This is a genomic window from Paenibacillus sp. FSL R10-2748, from assembly GCF_038005565.1.
In the GTDB taxonomy this organism is placed as follows: Bacteria; Bacillota; Bacilli; order Paenibacillales; family Paenibacillaceae; genus Paenibacillus; species Paenibacillus polymyxa_B.
The window spans coordinates 977,506-994,877 of the sequence record NZ_JBBOTK010000001.1 but is presented as its reverse complement, the minus strand read 5'-3'; the positions used below and the strand labels follow the sequence as shown (position 1 = coordinate 994,877).

18 protein-coding genes, 1 tRNA gene and 1 riboswitch are annotated in these 17,372 nt (G+C 45.9%); of the genes, 14 read left to right on the top strand and 5 right to left on the bottom strand.

Annotated features, from left to right (window positions below; translation table 11 throughout):
* Positions 1–196: 196 nt before the first annotated feature.
* The gene (locus NSS66_RS04715) at positions 197–934 is read right to left on the bottom strand and encodes an urease accessory protein UreF (protein WP_340958596.1); all 738 of its coding nucleotides are present in this window, start codon (positions 932–934) and stop codon (positions 197–199) included.
* A gap of 263 nt (positions 935–1,197) precedes the next feature.
* Between NSS66_RS04715 and NSS66_RS04710 the strand changes: the two genes are divergently transcribed.
* Positions 1,198–1,280: transfer RNA gene (locus tag NSS66_RS04710), tRNA-Leu, on the top strand.
* A 144-nt stretch (positions 1,281–1,424) separates the two neighbouring features.
* Here the strand turns inward: NSS66_RS04710 and NSS66_RS04705 are convergent.
* A complete protein-coding gene (locus tag NSS66_RS04705) occupies positions 1,425–1,910 on the bottom strand; it encodes a glutathione peroxidase (RefSeq protein WP_023987602.1) in 486 nt (161 codons plus the stop codon).
* A 466-nt stretch (positions 1,911–2,376) separates the two neighbouring features.
* Positions 2,377–2,549, top strand: a riboswitch (cyclic di-AMP (ydaO/yuaA leader).
* Positions 2,550–2,664: 115 nt separating this feature from the next.
* Between NSS66_RS04705 and NSS66_RS04700 the strand changes: the two genes are divergently transcribed.
* The 6 genes from NSS66_RS04700 (at position 2,665) to NSS66_RS04680 (ending at position 9,022) form a co-directional block, all read left to right on the top strand.
* On the top strand, positions 2,665–3,060 hold the full coding sequence (locus tag NSS66_RS04700; protein ID WP_023987603.1) for a hypothetical protein: 396 nt from the start codon (positions 2,665–2,667) through the stop codon (positions 3,058–3,060).
* A 183-nt stretch (positions 3,061–3,243) separates the two neighbouring features.
* Positions 3,244–3,321: a potassium-transporting ATPase subunit F gene (locus NSS66_RS26805; protein WP_071559652.1), complete on the top strand. Its 78-nt coding sequence runs from the start codon at positions 3,244–3,246 to the stop codon at positions 3,319–3,321.
* Positions 3,322–3,472: 151 nt separating this feature from the next.
* Entirely contained in the window at positions 3,473–5,149 is a 1,677-nt protein-coding gene (gene kdpA / locus NSS66_RS04695) for a potassium-transporting ATPase subunit KdpA (protein WP_053324899.1), read from the top strand.
* Positions 5,150–5,186: 37 nt separating this feature from the next.
* Positions 5,187–7,217 carry a potassium-transporting ATPase subunit KdpB gene (kdpB, locus tag NSS66_RS04690; protein WP_075153918.1) on the top strand — a complete coding sequence of 677 codons (2,031 nt, stop codon included), beginning with the start codon at positions 5,187–5,189 and terminating at the stop codon, positions 7,215–7,217.
* A gap of 19 nt (positions 7,218–7,236) precedes the next feature.
* Positions 7,237–7,965 (top strand): potassium-transporting ATPase subunit KdpC, encoded by a 729-nt coding sequence (gene kdpC, locus NSS66_RS04685; RefSeq protein WP_068939864.1) that lies wholly within the window; start codon positions 7,237–7,239, stop codon positions 7,963–7,965.
* Positions 7,966–8,131: 166 nt separating this feature from the next.
* A complete protein-coding gene (locus tag NSS66_RS04680; RefSeq protein ID WP_053324900.1) occupies positions 8,132–9,022 on the top strand; it encodes a GNAT family N-acetyltransferase in 891 nt (296 codons plus the stop codon).
* Positions 9,023–9,101: 79 nt separating this feature from the next.
* Here NSS66_RS04680 and NSS66_RS04675 read toward each other — a convergent pair whose 3' ends face one another.
* Both NSS66_RS04675 and NSS66_RS04670 read right to left on the bottom strand, forming a co-directional pair.
* A complete protein-coding gene (locus NSS66_RS04675) occupies positions 9,102–10,421 on the bottom strand; it encodes an Nramp family divalent metal transporter (RefSeq protein ID WP_023987609.1) in 1,320 nt (439 codons plus the stop codon).
* A gap of 236 nt (positions 10,422–10,657) precedes the next feature.
* Positions 10,658–10,915, bottom strand: a complete 258-nt coding sequence (locus NSS66_RS04670; RefSeq protein WP_256026526.1) for a manganese catalase family protein — start codon at positions 10,913–10,915, stop codon at positions 10,658–10,660.
* Between the two features lie 149 nt (positions 10,916–11,064).
* Here NSS66_RS04670 and NSS66_RS04665 point away from each other — a divergent pair, with 149 nt between their 5' ends.
* The 3 genes from NSS66_RS04665 (at position 11,065) to NSS66_RS04655 (ending at position 12,490) form a co-directional block, all read left to right on the top strand.
* Positions 11,065–11,484: an organic hydroperoxide resistance protein gene (locus NSS66_RS04665; RefSeq protein ID WP_013309264.1), complete on the top strand. Its 420-nt coding sequence runs from the start codon at positions 11,065–11,067 to the stop codon at positions 11,482–11,484.
* A 123-nt stretch (positions 11,485–11,607) separates the two neighbouring features.
* Positions 11,608–11,934: a hypothetical protein gene (locus NSS66_RS04660; protein WP_025722703.1), complete on the top strand. Its 327-nt coding sequence runs from the start codon at positions 11,608–11,610 to the stop codon at positions 11,932–11,934.
* Positions 11,935–12,064: 130 nt separating this feature from the next.
* On the top strand, positions 12,065–12,490 hold the full coding sequence (locus tag NSS66_RS04655; protein WP_068939871.1) for a thiol-disulfide oxidoreductase DCC family protein: 426 nt from the start codon (positions 12,065–12,067) through the stop codon (positions 12,488–12,490).
* A gap of 192 nt (positions 12,491–12,682) precedes the next feature.
* Here NSS66_RS04655 and NSS66_RS04650 read toward each other — a convergent pair whose 3' ends face one another.
* Positions 12,683–13,459 carry a DUF3153 domain-containing protein gene (locus tag NSS66_RS04650; RefSeq protein ID WP_075153921.1) on the bottom strand — a complete coding sequence of 259 codons (777 nt, stop codon included), beginning with the start codon at positions 13,457–13,459 and terminating at the stop codon, positions 12,683–12,685.
* Positions 13,460–13,695: 236 nt separating this feature from the next.
* On the opposite strand from NSS66_RS04650, the gene NSS66_RS04645 reads away from it, so the two are divergent.
* Genes NSS66_RS04645 through NSS66_RS04630 form a run of 4 tightly spaced genes read left to right on the top strand, consistent with a single transcriptional unit; the run spans position 13,696 to position 17,265 of the window.
* Positions 13,696–14,667, top strand: a complete 972-nt coding sequence (locus NSS66_RS04645; protein ID WP_340958511.1) for a metal ABC transporter solute-binding protein, Zn/Mn family — start codon at positions 13,696–13,698, stop codon at positions 14,665–14,667.
* A gap of 14 nt (positions 14,668–14,681) precedes the next feature.
* A complete protein-coding gene (locus NSS66_RS04640) occupies positions 14,682–15,446 on the top strand; it encodes a metal ABC transporter ATP-binding protein (RefSeq protein WP_023987614.1) in 765 nt (254 codons plus the stop codon).
* 5 nt (positions 15,447–15,451) lie between these two features.
* Positions 15,452–16,381 carry a metal ABC transporter permease gene (locus NSS66_RS04635; protein ID WP_023987615.1) on the top strand — a complete coding sequence of 310 codons (930 nt, stop codon included), beginning with the start codon at positions 15,452–15,454 and terminating at the stop codon, positions 16,379–16,381.
* A complete protein-coding gene (locus NSS66_RS04630) occupies positions 16,378–17,265 on the top strand; it encodes a metal ABC transporter permease (protein ID WP_340958510.1) in 888 nt (295 codons plus the stop codon). Before NSS66_RS04635 ends, NSS66_RS04630 begins: the two co-directional genes overlap by 4 nt.
* Positions 17,266–17,372: the final 107 nt, after the last annotated feature.

The following is a 17,372-nucleotide window of genomic DNA, read 5'->3' as shown; positions in this document are numbered from 1 at the left end:
TATACGTGTTTTTACAATCGTAAATGCGTCTTTTTGTTGAATTAATTACTTAATTAAGTGCTAGGTGGTTCTGATAATCCGTCTAGAGTCTGCTAATGGTGTGAATTGCGATTATATGTGGATAAAAAACACTCTGCCACCTGAGGAAAGGGACAGAGTGTTTTTCGTGTTGTGACCACATTGGCGAAGCGACGCATCAGGGGGATGCTGGAAGGCGTTTGAATAGACCTGAGGAGGAAAACAGTCTAGGTTCATCCAATTGGTTATTATGGCTCATATAAAGAGGTAGAGTGATGTAGGAGCTGGACCAATGTCTGTGAAGAAAGCGACGCTGAGATGCAGTTGGCTCAGGTTGGTTAAGCTTCTTCCAGGCAGAGAGGAGCTCGCTTGTCATACGCTCCATAAGAGGGTTCTTTTCCTCATAAGGAGGATTGAGTAGTTTGAAGGCATCTTCCACACAGAAGGACACCGCTGCGCTAAGATAGCCGTGAACGGTCTGTTCTACATCGTTTCCGAGGAGGAAGTTAATCCAGGTGTGAACGGTAGCGAGTGTGCCAATCGCATTGTATTGAATGAGTATGCATTCCAACTGGTCAAATTCAAGCCAAGGATAAAGAGCCTTAGCGAGCTTGAGCAGACGCTGACCGGATAGACGAAACTCCTTCACATGCTGCCAGGAGGGACGTTGGGTATGCAGCATCTTATCAATGAGGGCGATCCGCCAACTGTCATTCTGCTGGATGGCGACATACAGACTTTTGATAGCCATGCCGTCAACGGTTGTAAATTGAGGATACAAATCATCCAGCATGTAATGTTCCAGGTCTTGTAGACTGTTCAAATGTCCGTTACGCGATAGTTTCTCCAGTCCGTTAAAACGGGTGAAGCCACCAACAGGTAGGGAAGGGTCCAACAATAATGCATAGTTCAGCAAGCGGTTGCCTTTATGCAAGGTGGTTCGCCTCCTCGAAGTGAATCCTTATGTTATGTTATTTTACTTTTTACTTGGGGATAACGAAAAATATTCGAAATATATGTAATATATATTTACATTTAAATAGCTTTTGTGTCAAATTAAATATTCTTATCGCTCATATATGTTAGTTAAAATAACGTATAAAATAATTATTATATTTTTGTTTACAAATAGTTGATGAGAGAGTATAATAAATCTGTTGCCTCATTACATTATGATTTGCGGTCGTGGTGGAATGGCAGACACGCTATCTTGAGGGGGTAGTGGGCGTACGCCCGTGGAGGTTCGAGTCCTCTCGACCGCATTATATGCAAGACTCAGTTAAAAAAGCATCCTGACACGGTTTACGTGAAGGGATGCTTTTTTTGTTAAGCATTTTTCGTTATATCCTTTAGCCACAGAAGCAACGGTAGACAATAGGTCGTTTATTAACTGATAAAGAAGGATGTCAGTTTTGCTGCAAAAGCTTCTCTATATCTCCCGCCAGCTTATCTGGAGTGGTTTGCGGTGCATAGCGCTTAAATACGTTACCTTCTCGTGTAATTAAGAATTTAGTAAAATTCCATTTGATCGCTTTGGACCCTAATACCCCCGGAGCAGTTTGGGTCAGGTAACGAAATAAGGGGTGCGCTTGATCGCCATTGACATCTGTCTTGGCGAACATCGGAAAGGTAACACCATAATTGATCTGGCAAAACTCGGAAATCTCCTCGCTGGAACCTGGCTCTTGTTTGGCAAATTGGTTGCTGGGAAATCCCAAAATTTCGAGCCCCTGTTCATGGTACTGGTCATATAGCTCTTGTAGCGCTTTGTATTGGGGGGTTAACCCACATTTGCTGGCAGTGTTCACGATAAGCAGAACGTTCCCTTCATATGTGGATAACGGAATTTGTTTCCCTTGCAGGGTGTGCGCATCATATTCATAAACGGTCATAGTATCTCTCCTTATTCAATATTCAGCAATTAAATTGTAAGCAATTAAAAGCAAGGTTGCAAGTCTGGAAAAGCTGTATCAAGCCTTTAGCCGCTGTAAAATCGTATTTTGTTCAAAACAGTAAATCGCACCGCAAATGGAGCGAATTAAGGTGTTTCTTCTTATAAAAGCGGGTTCAATCGGTGTTTAGCTGGTACATATAGCGTATTTTCTTCTCTTTTTACAAAAAAAGGCCAAAAACGCTCTACCCTACGCCAATATTGACATGCTTGTCATTTTCAAAAAGGGATGAAAAACAGAGATTGAATGAGCTGTGAGAAGCATAGTTGCATTGTAAGCGCTATTATTAATATCCTAGGCTCTAAAGGCCGATTTATAACCCCGCAGTTGAGCTTTACAGTCTTCCATGCGCGGGTGTATGATTCAAGACGTAATTTCAAATTAACTTGAATGAAGCAACAACGAAATGTCTATAGCGCTGAATTTTGCAGTTGCAAAAGCGGGGGAACCAATCGAGATTGTACGGCTTCGGAAGCCGTGTGTCTCATGGGGTGAATTTTCAGGTCAAGTGCCAGAAATAGGGCGACTCTCACGTCCGAATCCGACAGCTAACCTCGTAAGCGTACAGGGAGAGGCAACAAACCGCCGTGTGCAGCCATGGTTTATTTTATCATGGATATGTAAGAAGCCGGAGGAAAGCCTTTTTCCTTCGGCTTCTTTTTGTTGTCTTTTTATACCGGGAGAGGAGCTACTGATGGAAGGTCGGTTAATTATTGTCACTGCACCGAATGAAGCGGGCAGAAGTTTTGTGAAATTGCTTATTTTCAAAAAATTGGCGTTTGCAGTTCTCACGAATAGCGCCCAGGAGGAACGACAGCTCAAAAAAATGGGTGTGGAGCACATTGTCCGCATCAATACCATGCAAGCGGGAAAATGGAATTTTCCAAAAAAAGAAATTGGTAGTGTGTATTTGTTCGAGAACAGCTTGAATCTGACGTGCCGTTTCCTGCAAATATGTCGGCCGCTAACATCGGAATCGATCTATGTTATTACGCACGGCTGTAATCCACAAGGAATTTATCGGGGATTGGGAGCGGATCATGTGATCTACACATTGAACGGAGAGGTGGGTTTTCTGCTGAACGGATAAGCACTTATAACATAGTTGTTTTATGATTTTATGATCAAATAAGAATGGCGATCTGAGGACCGATACGGAGGGTATAAACATGATGGATATATACATGCTGCTCGTCATGGCTGTGAGTTATGGAGTGATACTGCTGTTTGTACGCTGGTGTGATGCGCAGACCTCTAAAGGAGGACGAAGAGGATGATCGTTATACTTGGGCTTACGGCTATTGTGTTTATGTATTTAATCTACGCACTCCTGAACCCTGAAAAGTTCTAGTCAGCTATAGGGGATAGAGCGGGCGGGAACAACAGATCTGAATATTAAGCATCATAGGTAGCGGGTTTTCGCAAACGTGTGCACACAATTGGTGCTCTGGAAGCAGATCTGTTGTTCCAAACGCAGGAGCATTTTGAAGGAGGAATAAAGGATGGAGCTGCTTCAAATTGGAATTGTGATCGTCATATTGCTGCTCTTGGTAAAGCCAGTGGGCACCTATATGTATCATGTATTCTCGAATGAACCCAATCGGACGGATCGGATTTTTGGCGGAACAGAAAAGCTGATTTATAAGATTGTAGGATTGAAGAAGCTGGAGAGCATGCGTTGGACTACGTATGTTATGAGTTTCATTGCAACGAATGTCGTGCTTGTGGCGATCAGCTACTTGCTGTTGCGTTTACAGGGAATGCTTCCTGGTAATCCGGCTGGAAACAGTAATATGGAAGCATCACTAGCTTTTAATACGGTAATCAGCTTTATGACGAATACGAATCTCCAACATTATAGCGGAGAAAGCGGGCTTACGTATCTGACACAGATGGCGTTCGTCACGATGATGATGTTCACTTCGGCTGCTTCCGGTTTTGCGGTTGCTGCGGCTTTTATGAGAGGATTGACGCGGCGCGGTGAAGGGATGGGCAATTTCTTTCAAGATTTTATTAAAGCCATTATAAGGATTTTCCTGCCGCTGGCCTTTGTGCTTACGCTGGTGCTGGTTGGATTGAAGGTACCACAGACGCTACAGCCTACGGCGGATCTTACGACGCTGAGCGGAACACAGCAGCAGATTTCTATGGGGCCCATTGCTTCTCTGGAGTCCATCAAGCATTTGGGGACGAATGGAGGCGGTTATGCGGGAGCTAACTCTGCGCATCCTTTTGAAAATCCAAGTCCTTGGACGAACGTGCTGGAAATTTTGGCAATGTGGATAATGCCGGCTTCGTTGCCGTATACCTTTGGATTGTTTGCCCGTAATCGTAAGCAGGGCTGGATTATTTTTAGCTCCATGATGGTATTGTTTCTTATTTTTCTATCTATTACGTACGTGTCTGAAAAGACAGGTAACCCGTTAATCCAGACACTGGGTGTGGATGCTTCTCAAGGAAGCATGGAAGGGAAAGAGGTTCGTTTCGGCATTGGACAATCGGCTTTATTCACTGCGGTCACAACAGCGGCAACGACAGGTTCGGTCAATAATATGCATGATACACTAACCCCACTGGGTGGCATGGCTGCTTTGGGAGAAATGATGCTAAACGTCATTTTTGGCGGCAAGGGTGTCGGGCTGATGAATATGCTGATGTATGCGATTCTGGGTGTGTTTATATGCGGACTGATGGTCGGGAGAACTCCGGAATTTATGGGAAGGAAAATTGAAGGCAAGGAAATGAAGCTGATCGCGATTGCCATTTTGGTACATCCGTTCCTCATTCTCGCCCCAACTGCGCTTGCGTTTATGAGTCATTGGGGATACGACGCGGTCACTAACCCTGGCTATCACGGGTTGACTCAGGTGCTCTATGAATATGCGTCATCTGCTGCAAATAACGGTTCGGGATTTGAAGGTCTTTCGGATAACAACGTATTCTGGAACATGACAACGGGGCTGGTTATGTTCTTCGGACGATATGTATCTATGATTGCATTGTTGGCTGTGGCGGCTTCATTGAATGCCAAAGCACCGACTCCGGTGACGACGGGGACACTGCGTACGGACAACAAGTTATTTGGAGCCATTCTGATCGGGGTCGTGCTGCTGATTGGTGCGTTGACCTTTTTACCCGTTATCGTATTGGGACCTGTTGCTGAATTTTTGACCATGTGAAGAAGAAAATGAGAATGGATGAACGGGGTGTTTGATCATGAAGGAACAACGCAAACACATGCTGGACAGAAGCATCTTGAAGCATGCGATCAAGGATAGCTTTATAAAATTAAATCCGATGATTATGATGAAGAATCCTGTCATGTTCGTCGTGGAGATCGGTACATTGGTCGTGCTGCTAATGTTACTGCTTCCCGGTTATTTTGGAACTGGCAAGGAAATGGGCTTTAACCTGGCCGTGTTTGTTATTCTGTTGTTTACGTTGCTTTTTGCTAATTTTGCCGAAGCGCTCGCGGAGGGGCGGGGTAAGGCACAAGCTGCCTCTTTAAAAAAATCCAAGCAGGATACGCAAGCTAACAAGCTCATCGGGAATGACATTCAGGTGGTTAGCTCAACCGAATTGCGTAAGGGGGACGTGGTTATTGTCTCCCAGGGCGAAATGATCCCAAGCGATGGTGAGGTCATTGAAGGTCTGGCTTCGGTGGATGAATCTGCAATTACGGGCGAATCGGCTCCGGTCATCAAGGAATCGGGTGGTGATTTTTGCTCGGTAACCGGCGGGACGCGAGTGGTTAGTGACCGGATTAAGGTGCGGATTACGACAGAGCCGGGCGAGACATTTATTGATAAAATGATTTCGCTCGTGGAAGGCGCACAGCGGCAAAAAACGCCGAATGAGATTGCACTGAACACTTTGCTGATTAGCTTAACGATTATTTTTCTAATTGTAGTGGTTACGCTGGCGCCGATTGCCCGTCATTTTAACATTGATTTGCCTGTTCCTGTGCTGATTTCGTTGCTAGTCTGTCTGATTCCAACCACGATTGGAGGACTGCTGTCAGCCATCGGGATTGCCGGTATGGACCGGGTCACCCAGTTTAACGTGCTGGCCATGTCAGGCAAGGCGGTAGAAGCTTCTGGGGATATCAACACGATGATTTTGGATAAAACAGGTACAATCACCTTTGGGAACCGAATGGCGAGTGAATTCGTGCCTGTAGAGGGCGTGGAGAAGGCAAAGTTAGTGAAGTGGGCAGCGATTAGCTCTATGAAGGATGAGACGCCAGAGGGTCGCTCGGTTCTCGAATTGATGCGCAAACAGGAGCATACGCTGGATGCATCCTTGGCAGCAGGTGGAACCTTTATCGAATTCAAGGCGGAGACCCGGATGAGTGGTCTGGATCTGGCCGATGGACGAAAGGTACGCAAAGGCGCGGTGGATTCTGTTCGGCAATGGATCGTCTCGCAAAACGGCAGTGTTCCAGCCGATCTGGAGGAAAAAGCGAATCAGGTAGCCTCTGAAGGAGGTACACCGCTGGCAGTCGCGCTGGATGATCAGATATACGGCATTATTTATCTGAAGGATACAGTGAAGCCAGGCATGAAGGAACGGTTTGATCAGCTCCGGGAAATGGGTATCCGTACGATCATGTGTACCGGAGATAATCCACTGACAGCAGCTACAATTGCACGAGAAGCGGGTGTGGACGACTTTGTAGCTGAGAGCAAGCCGGAGGACAAAATAGCGGTTATCCGACGTGAGCAGGAACAGGGTAAGCTGGTTGCTATGACCGGAGACGGCACCAATGATGCACCTGCGCTGGCGCAAGCGGATGTCGGTCTTGCCATGAATAGCGGCACAGTCGCGGCCAAAGAAGCGGCTAATATGGTGGACTTAGATTCCGATCCGTCCAAAATTATTGAGGTGGTCGCGATCGGCAAGCAGCTGCTTATGACGCGCGGAGCATTGACAACGTTCAGCATTGCAAACGATGTTGCCAAATATTTTGCCATCATCCCGGCGATGTTCATGCTGGCCATTCCACAAATGGACGCTTTGAACGTCATGGGGCTTGGCTCCCCGCTGTCCGCTATTTTGTCGGCGCTGATCTTTAACGCGGTTATTATTCCGCTTCTGATTCCGCTGGCCATGAAGGGCGTGAAGTATAAGCCTATGAGCTCGGATCGCCTGCTGGGACGGAATTTGCTGATTTACGGTCTGGGCGGTATGGTCGTACCGTTTGTCGGCATTAAGGCCATTGATTTGCTGGTGCATTTGTGGATTTAGCGCAGAAAGGGTGAGCGACATGAGTGGTTTTTATCGGATGATGTCTGGACGCAGATTTACTGCGCACGAAAAAGCCGAATCTGGCGGGCAAGGTCATAACAAACGTACAGGGACCGGGACAGTGTCAGAAGGACAACCGGAGAGACAAGAGATGCGAGGAAGTGCAGTTATTGGAGTGGCTTTGCGAACTTCAGTGCTGATGATTCTCTTGTGCGGTTTGGCATATCCGCTAGCCAGTACAGGAGTAGCACAGGTTCTGTTTCCACAGCAAGCAAACGGCAGTATGCTTCGTGACGCGGAGGGGCGGGTGGTCGGCTCCGAACTGATTGGGCAGTCCTTTGCCGATTCGGCGTTTTTTCAAGGTCGGGTATCGAGCGTTGATTACAATGGGGCTGGTTCAGGCTCAAGTAACTACGCGCCGTCGAATCCAGCCTTGATACAGCGAGTCAAGGACTCTATTGCGGATTGGCAGAAGCATAACCCGGATGTACCCGTCAGTCAGGTTCCGGTGGACCTGATTACGAACTCCGGCTCCGGTCTGGACCCGCACATCTCGCCACAGGCGGCACGGGTGCAAATTCCGCGCATTAGTGGCTTGACGGGTATCCCGCAGGATCGACTGAGAGCACTGGTGCAGGAGCAGACAGAAGGCCGCAGCGCAGGGGTGTTCGGCGAGCCACGTGTGAACGTGCTCAAGCTGAATCTCGCGCTTAAGGAGCAAATGAAGGTAGAGCCTGCCAAGCGTTGAGAATATAATAAATTGATTTGTCTGATAATTAAGTTAAAATAGTACTCATATATGATCAAGGAGGCGGTCCAAATGGTAACGATGAATAAGCGGACAGACTATAGAAGGACAGCGCCTACTCGTCCATAAACTGCGTGGTTTCTTCTTGATGAGGGTAACCAATAATATGCAAGATTATAAATTTTTTAAAATGAATGATTTTTCAGATCATCAGATTGCTCGAATACGAATGTTGGAACAACTATGCAAGAATTTCGACGGATCAAGTTTAAGAGTGGGCATAGAAAGCCTTAAAGAAAATGGTGGAGATAAAGCGATCCTTTGCCAATTGGGCAACCAGTTGATTGGCTATCTCAGTTGGTATACATCAGATGAAATCGAAGCTAATATTAACGCTATGGTTCATCCTAATTATCGGCGCCAGGGTGTATTCCGCACCTTAATGTACAATGCTGCAGCTGAGATACAATTACAAGGCATCAAAGCATGTCGCATCAGAATCCCGTCCAATTCAATACCTGGAATAGATTGTGTGAAGCACTTGGGGGCCAACTTTAGTACGTCTGAATTCTCCATGAATTTAAATCGGTTCCAATCTGATAGGTTACATCAATCCGGCTTAGTTTTGCGGCTAGAAGAAGATCAGGATTTTGATTTTATGGTTGAATGTTCATCGCAAGCTTTTGGTGATTCCGAGTCTTGCACAAAGAACTATTTTAAGCATACGAGAGAACCAGAACGTGTAACTTACCTCGCTGTAGATAGACTGACACCGGTCGGAATGATTCGAGTCAATCATGTTCATACGGATACAGCTGTTATTCATGATTTCTGTGTACATCCATTATACCAAGGCAAAGGGTATGGCCGTGAAATTCTTGCTTGTTTGGTGAAAATCTTGCTTGCCAAGCAGTACACTAAGATTCGACTAGGAGTAGTTACGCAAAATGAGCGTGCCTTGAACCTCTATCGGTCAATAGGGTTTGAGATTTCTGCCGAGTCACATTATTATGTGAGTGCTATACAAAATTTAATTTATACAGGACAAATAAAATAGGATGAACAAAAAAAAGGTATCTCGCTGCCATTGGGGCAAGTGAGATACCTTTTTAATATATTCATATATTGGCTACCGATTAACCTGAAATCGTTTGGATGATGAGCACTACATTCAAGATGATAATGACAGCGGTCACGATCCAGGTTAATACTTTTTGCCACATTTTATTTGCGAATTCACCCATAATCTTTTTGTCGCTGGTAAAGAGCAGTAATGGAATGATGGCAAAGGGAAGCTGGATGGACAGGATGACCTGGCTCAGCACAAGCAGTTCCTCCGCACCTTTTTCACCTGCGATTGCAGTGACGATAACCGCTGGAATGATCGCGATGAGTCGGGTCACCAGACGACGCAACCAAGGTGAAAGACGAAGATTCAGAAAGCCCTCCATCACGATTTGTCCAGCTAAAGTGCCTGTAACGGTTGAATTTTGACCTGAGGCGAGTAACGCCACCCCAAATAGTATACTCGCCAGTGTGGTTCCCAGTAGTGGCGAAAGCAGATAATAGGCATCACTAATTTCGGCTACATCTGTTCTTCCTGCCGTATGGAATACAGCAGCTGCCACGATCAAGATGGCGGCATTAATAAATAAAGCGAACATCAGCGCTATACTGGAATCCCAAGTTGCAAATGTAATAGCTTCCCGTTTACCTGCTGAAGTCTGCTCAAATTTGCGAGTTTGTACAATAGAAGAATGCAGATACAGGTTATGCGGCATTACAGTAGCGCCCATAATACCGATGGCAATGTACAGCATGCTTGGATTCGTCAAAATTTGCGAGTCTGGTACAAAGCCGCCCAATACGCCGCCCCATTCCGGTTGTGCCAAAAGGAGATTAATGCCAAAACAGCCGGCAATCGTCGCCATCAGCACAATGACAAGTGTTTCCAATGCCCGAAAACCTTTGTTTTGCAGCAGTAAAATGAGCATAACATCAAATGCTGTAATGATAACTCCGTATAGTAACGGTAGACCGAACAGCAGCTTCAGCGCAATGGCTGAACCGATGACCTCGGCCAAATCCATGGCTGCAATGGCAATTTCACACAATAGCCATAAGCCGATCGCGACAGGACGACTATAGGCATCACGGCACATTTGAGCCAAATCTTTACCTGTGGCAATGCCAAGCTTGCCGGATAAGGCTTGCAGCAGGATGGCCATCAGGTTGGAGATTAGAATGACACTAAGCAGCGTGTAGCCGAATTTCGATCCGCCGGCGATGTCTGTGGCCCAGTTGCCGGGGTCCATATAGCCGACTGCGACCATATAGCCGGGTCCAGCAAAGGCAAGAAACTTCCGAAACCAGGTCCCGTCTTTCGGGACGCTCAAGGAACGATTCACTTCCGACAGTGAAGCGATTTCCGCGAAGTTGCCCTTTGTATTTTTCATACGCTTCACCTTCTTTATTGATGTTGAAATATATTATTAGTGACATAACGATTGTGTTATCCCTATTGTACACCCACAATAGTTTTTGTCTAGTGCAACTTTTGTGTGGTCAAGCAAGTTAATCGTATTTTTGAAGCAATATAGCCATCGTATAAAGCTGAACAATAGAAAAACCAAGCTATATCACTCTGATGGGAGCAGCTTGGTCGTTTTGGATTTTTTTTAAATTACATCTTTTAAATATTGCGGGAGAGCCGTGCAGCCAGTTCCTCAATTTCTTCCGAGGATAGTCCTGGGGAGAACATTTCTGGCTTTTCCTCCAAATCGGGGATGGGAGCTCCTTCGGGAGGACCGTCTTTAACATACAAAGGTTGTCCATCTTCCGGGTGAACGCCGTTCCATATTTTATCAATTTCCTTGTAGTCATTCGGACTGAAACGATAAATAGCCCGGTGCAATCCTTTTTCTTCGAATTTACGCGTTTCAGGTGGAATTAAACGGTAAATAAATCAGTTAACTTCCATGTTTTAAATGATTCATTTTGTGTAGTTCGTTTAAAGTACATACGAGAAGGAAATCATGTATTAACATGACGATAGATTCCTGCGGAATGCAAATAATATAGAGAAGGAGAGATGAAATCATGGAAGCATTATACACAGCATCAGCAACGGTACATGGTGGAAGAGACGGTTCAGTCGCTTCATCTGATGGGGTTTTGAAGCATAAGCTCAGTACGCCGAAGGAACTGGGTGGCGCAGGTGGAGAAGCTACGAATCCGGAGCAATTGTTTGCGGCAGGTTATGGTGCCTGCTATGAGAGCGCATTGGCTAACGTGGCCCGAAAGGCTAAGGTGAAGGTGGATAATGTTGAGGTCACCAGCCACGTATCTATCGGCAAGGACCCAAGCGATGGCGGCTTCCAGCTGGCGGTACGTCTGGATGTGAAAATACCTGGTATTGAACGCGCCCAGGCCGAAGATTTGGCACGCCAAGCACATGATTTTTGTCCATACTCCAAAGCAACACGCGGTAACATTGATGTCGAGCTCAATGTCATTTGACTGCATTTCTATAACTTTTACACTCTGGCCGCCGATTTATTGGCGGCTTTTGCACATAGATCTTGATTAGCTGAGATTCGCGACCATTTGACATCATCGCCAAAATTCATTAAGATGGCTTAGGTGATTCTGGTCATCAGGTACGAAACAAATTTGAAAAATACGGGTGATATGATGTCTTACAGACCGAATATTGTTAATTTCACGCTGGCTGGCAGCAACGAAAAAGAAGGGCTTTATGAGTTTAAAATGAGTTTGGCCGATGGAACGGAGTGCCGCGTTTTTTCTCAACGTAATCCGGAGTGGACCTTGACGAATATTAGTCGACTGCTAACGACGCCTTGCCCGGTATGCCATAAGGATTTTATCTGCAAGTGTATGGATAAGTTCCATGAGGAGTTTTTAGAGCAAATTAATACGAAACAGCTGTTTGAGAAAGCATTGAGCTAGTTTTTCGAACAGGTAAAGACTATACATTTCTAAACAAGCGTCGGATACTTTCGGCGTTTTTTTGTTTATATTCATATGGTTGCGTTGCTGGTATTCATGCCGTTGATTTCTCTGGAGGTGAAATGCATTTATGAACCAGTCTGATCATGCCCATTCAGATCATTCCATTGTGTTGGTGGATGGGGTATGCCACTTTTGTCAGAAAGCGGCCCGCTTTATTATCAAGCGTGACCCTAAGGGAACATTTCATTTTGGTTCCCTGCAATCTGAGGCAGGACAAGAACTATTACGTGCAGGAGGACTATCTACAGATCAGTTGGATACGTTCGTGCTGATTGAAGACGGTACGTATTATACAAGGTCAACCGCAGCTTTGCGAATTGCCAAACGTCTTCGTTTTCCATATCCGCTGGCCTATGTGTTCATCCTGGTTCCCCGCTTTGTACGCAATGCAGTCTATAACTGGGTGGCGCGTAACCGATATCGTTGGTTTGGCAAGGATGAAGAGGATCAATGTCAGATCCCCCCACCAGAAATTAGACAACGATTTTTTTAGAGGTTGTTCAAAAAGTCGTCTTTCCATAACGAAGCTAATCAAGAAGCGGATTCGACGTCGAATCTTGAATTCAGCCGGGCCTTCCGTTGCTCACGTAGATCTGTCTACGCTCCGCTACTCAGTCCCTAGCTTCATCCAACCTTCTCGGTCCTGAAAAGCCGACTTTTTGAACACGCACTTTTAGTTGCTTTTTTAAGTTTCTTTTTTGGAGCGATGTCTACGAATTAGTAAGATCACAGCGATCACGATCAGTATCAGGCTCGTAACAGCTACATACACGATATGTCGTACATTGGGTACGTTAACAGACAATTTTAGCTCGTTAGATTCCAAAGGAGCAATGTCCCAATATAGTGTTTTTCCGTCTTCCGACACACGGTCCGCATTATTGGTAGCAGGTTGGATGGGTAAGGATAGGCTGAAGTTAAGATCCAGCTGCCGCTCCAGTAATTTGCGCGCAAACACATTCATTTGCTCAAATTTGTCACTCAGTCCTTGAGCTTCTTTAGGAAGCATCCGTGGTAGATCGAGCTTCATGGTAAGATCAATATTCGTTGTGAAAAAATGTTGACTCACAGCACGCTTTATTTCTAATCCCTCAGGTAGATTTAATCCCTGACTGGGATTTTTTTTGTTTGTGCTCCAATCTCCTTGATAATGTCCCTTGATTTGATATCCCTTTCTTCCCTGTTCAGCTAGCGGCTGTACATCTACATTGTTGCTTTGAATACGCTTGACTAATCGATCTAGCAGCCCGGGATTGTCCAACATCATCAGTGTCTGGTTGTTTACACTGAACGTTGCATCCATATCTACACTTTGATCGAGATGAACATCTACATGGATGTCACCTCGAGCACAGGAAGTTAGGGCAAGCAGACAGCACACCAGCATAAAAATGAGCAGTATTTTTCGTATCCGAACTTGCCGACGTTTGTTCCGATAAGGGCTGTATCCTGTTGGCTCCATGACCTGCACCTCTTTATATGTATTCTTTGGTTTAATGACTGGATATCTTCTATATATTACACATTGGGAGAACGAAAATCGAACGGTATAACGAAATACACAAGAATTATATTTCATAAAATGTTTCCCTAGGTAAAAACTTTAGTGTATACTCTAAAATATAGTATTGATAAAAAATAATTGAATCAAGGAAATAGTTTGTCCCAAAACGAATATTCAAAGGAGGATTTTAAAACATGAACAAGCAGTTTAAGAAGGCTTTGCCGCGATGGGTAACGACGGTTGGAGTGTTGTCTCTAGCTCTAGTTCTAGCGACTGCATGTACCGATGCTAAGAAGAAGGAGCAGGGAACTGCGAGAGAGGCGGGACAAAAAATAAAGGCTACGGCTACCATCGGTATGATCTCTGACATTGTCGGCAAGGTCGGCGGTGATCATGTGGAGGTCACGGGAATTATGAAGTCAGGCGTTGACCCGCATTTGTACAAGGCTTCTCAGGGAGATATGCGCAAGCTGGATCAGGCCGACGTTATTTTTTATAACGGGTTGCATCTGGAAGGAAAAATGCAGGACATTCTGGAGAAAATCAGCAAGCAAAAACCCGTCATATCCGTGTCCAAAAACATCGCCCAGGATCACTTGCGTGCAGGTAGCCCGGAAATGGGATCTGAGCATGATCCACATATCTGGTTTAACGTACAGAATTGGATGTCTGCGGTAGAAACCGTCAGAGATGAATTGTCGGCGCTAGACGCTGTTCATGCGGAGGAATATAAGGCCAACGCAGAAAGCTATCTTACTGAGCTGCGAGAGCTGGATGATTACACGAGAGAGCAGATTGCCAGTATACCGGAAGCCCAGCGCGTGCTTGTCACGGCACATGATGCTTTCGGCTATTTCGGAGATGCCTACCACATTCAAGTGAGAGGACTTCAAGGTATGAGCACAGAATCAGAAGCGGGTTCTCAAGATGTGACCAAGCTGCGAGATTATCTGGTCGAACATAAAATCAAGGCTATATTCGTAGAATCTAGTGTTCCGAGAAAGGCCATAGATGCGGTTATTCAGGGGGCCGCTCAGCAAGGCCATACAATTAAGGTTGGTGGCGAGCTCTATTCGGATGCCATGGGTGAAGAGGGCACAGAAGATGGAACATATATTGGAATGGTCAAGCATAACGTCAATACGATTGTTAAAGCTCTTAAATAAGGAGGCAAAGATACATGGGGCATTCACCACTTGTCGTTCGTGATTTATCGGTAGCTTATCAAAAAAAGCCCGTTTTGTTCGATGTTTCCTTTGAAGTGCCAGAAGGCAAGCTGATTGGTATTATCGGTCCGAACGGGGCTGGGAAATCTACGCTGATTAAGGCAGCGCTTGGACTGATTCCAAAGCTTAGGGGCGAAGTGCTGGTCTACGGTAAGCCCTATAAGCAACAGCTACTCAAGGTTGGCTATGTACCACAGCGGGAGTCGGTGGATTGGGATTTTCCGACGAACGCATTGGATGTGGTTATGATGGGACGGTATGGCAGATTAGGCTGGTTTAAGCGTCCGGGAGCAGCAGATCGTCAGGCTGCGATGGAGAGTTTGGATAAAGTTGGAATGAGCAAATATGCAGACAGACAGATTAGTCAATTGTCTGGCGGTCAGCAACAACGTGTTTTTTTAGCCAGAGCACTCGCGCAGGATGCTCAGCTTTATTTTATGGATGAACCGTTTGTCGGTGTGGACGCTGCAACAGAAAAAGCCATTATTTCATTGCTCAACGATCTGAAACAGCAGGGTAAAACCGTGCTTGTCGTTCATCATGATTTATCTACAGTCACGGATTATTTTGATCAGGTTATGCTGTTGAACGGGCATCTGATGGCGTTTGGAGAGACGACAGATATTTTTACCGAGGAAAATCTGCAGCGTACGTATGGCGGGCGTCTGAGTATACTCAAAACAGGCCCGGATTCCGGTACGATACTCGGAGTGAGGTGAGCAGTATGACAAGCTTGGCAACGCTTTTGACCGACCCAAACATGCAGTGGATTTTGCTGGGATGCATTTTACTTGGTTTAAGCAGCGGGGTAATTGGCAGTTTTATGTATTTGCGCAAGCAGTCGCTCATGGGAGATGCTTTGGCACATGCGGCTTTGCCGGGGGTATGTGTGGCTTTTATGATCACAGGTACAAAATCCGTGTTTGGATTTATGATTGGGGCCGCCATTGCAGGGATTGTTGCGACCTTTGCCATCAGTGCGTTAACCCGGTATTCGCGAATTAAAAGCGATTCAGCGATTGCAGCGGTGCTGTCCGTGTTTTTTGGCTTCGGCATTATGCTGTTGACCGAAATCCAGCATAGTGGCGCAGGAAACCAAAGCGGGTTGGATAAATTTCTATTTGGTCAAGCTGCGGCAATGGTATTGTCTGATGTTTATACGATGGCGGTAATTTCGGTGGTTCTCATCGGAATATGTATATTATTTTTCAAGGAATTTAAGCTGCTCAGCTTTGATCCCGGCTTTGCCCGTGGTCTTGGTTTTCCGGCAGGTTTGCTGGATAAGTTGTTGATGCTAATGATTGTCATTGCGGTGGTTGCTGGCATTCAGGCCGTGGGAGTCATTATGATGGCTGCCCTGCTGATTACCCCGGCCGTGTCGGCAAGATACTGGACAGAGAAGCTGGGTGTCATGGTATGCCTATCAGGCTTGTTTGGTGCTATAGCAGGCCTTGGTGGGACGGTCATTAGCTCTCTGGGACAAAATCTGCCTACAGGACCGTTATGCGTGTTGTGTGCGACTGTGGTGTTTGGAGTGAGCTTGATTTTTGCGCCGCAGCGCGGGATGATCTCCAAGGCTATCGTTCGGTTGAACGCCAGAAAAAATCTGGAGCAGACAGTCGGAACACAGCCAAGGGAGGAGCGTGCCCTATGAGTTCATTTTATGTAATTTTGACGGGAATGTTAGTGGCAGGGGGATGTAGTATCGTTGGGTGCTTTCTCGTGCTCCGAAAAATGGCTATGATCGGTGATGCAATCAGTCATGCGGTATTGCCGGGGATTGTCATTGCCTTTCTCATCAGCGGATCGAGGGATTCGGTGTGGATGATGTTTGGTGCGGCTGTGCTGGGTCTTCTAACGGTGTACCTGATTCAGCTATTCCAACAAAGCGGTCTGCAAAGTGATGCTGCCATTGGCGTGGTGTTTACGACATTGTTTGCTATCGGTGTTTTGCTGATCAGTGTGTTTGCTTCCAATGCCCATCTGGATATGGATCACGTTTTGTATGGGGAAATTGCTTATGTGCCGTGGAATACGTTAGAAATAGCCGGCTTCAATGTCGGTCCGAGGGCTGTGTGGATTACGGGCGTGATGTTTTTGATCAATTTGCTCGTGATAGGGGGCTTTTTCAAGCAATTTAAAATTACTTCCTTCGATCCCGCCTTGGCAGCTTCATTAGGCATTCCAGTTGTTTTTTTTCATTATCTGCTGATGAGTCTCGTCTCACTAACGACGGTGGCGTCATTTGAGAGCGTGGGTGCAATTCTGGTGGTTGGCATGCTCGTTGTACCGCCTCTTACCGCTTATTTGCTGACGGAGAAGTTGTCCCGTATGATTGTATACAGCGTAGGATTTGGAGCCATCAGCTCGGTCGCAGGTTTTTACACAGCAAGTGTATTGGATGCTTCTATTGCGGCATGTATGCTGTGTATATCGGGTGTGTTGCTGCTTTTGGTATTTCTCTTTTCCCCGTCTCACGGTGTGGTATGGCAAAAGTTATTTCAACAACGGGGGATCGTTGGCGAAGATAGCAAGTGATTGTAGGAAGTGATCCCATATGAGTTATCCAAAATAGCGTGCATTCAGGCATAAGAGACCTGAATGCACGTTTTTTGCGCTTATACTGCCCTGTGCGGCTTTTTTTG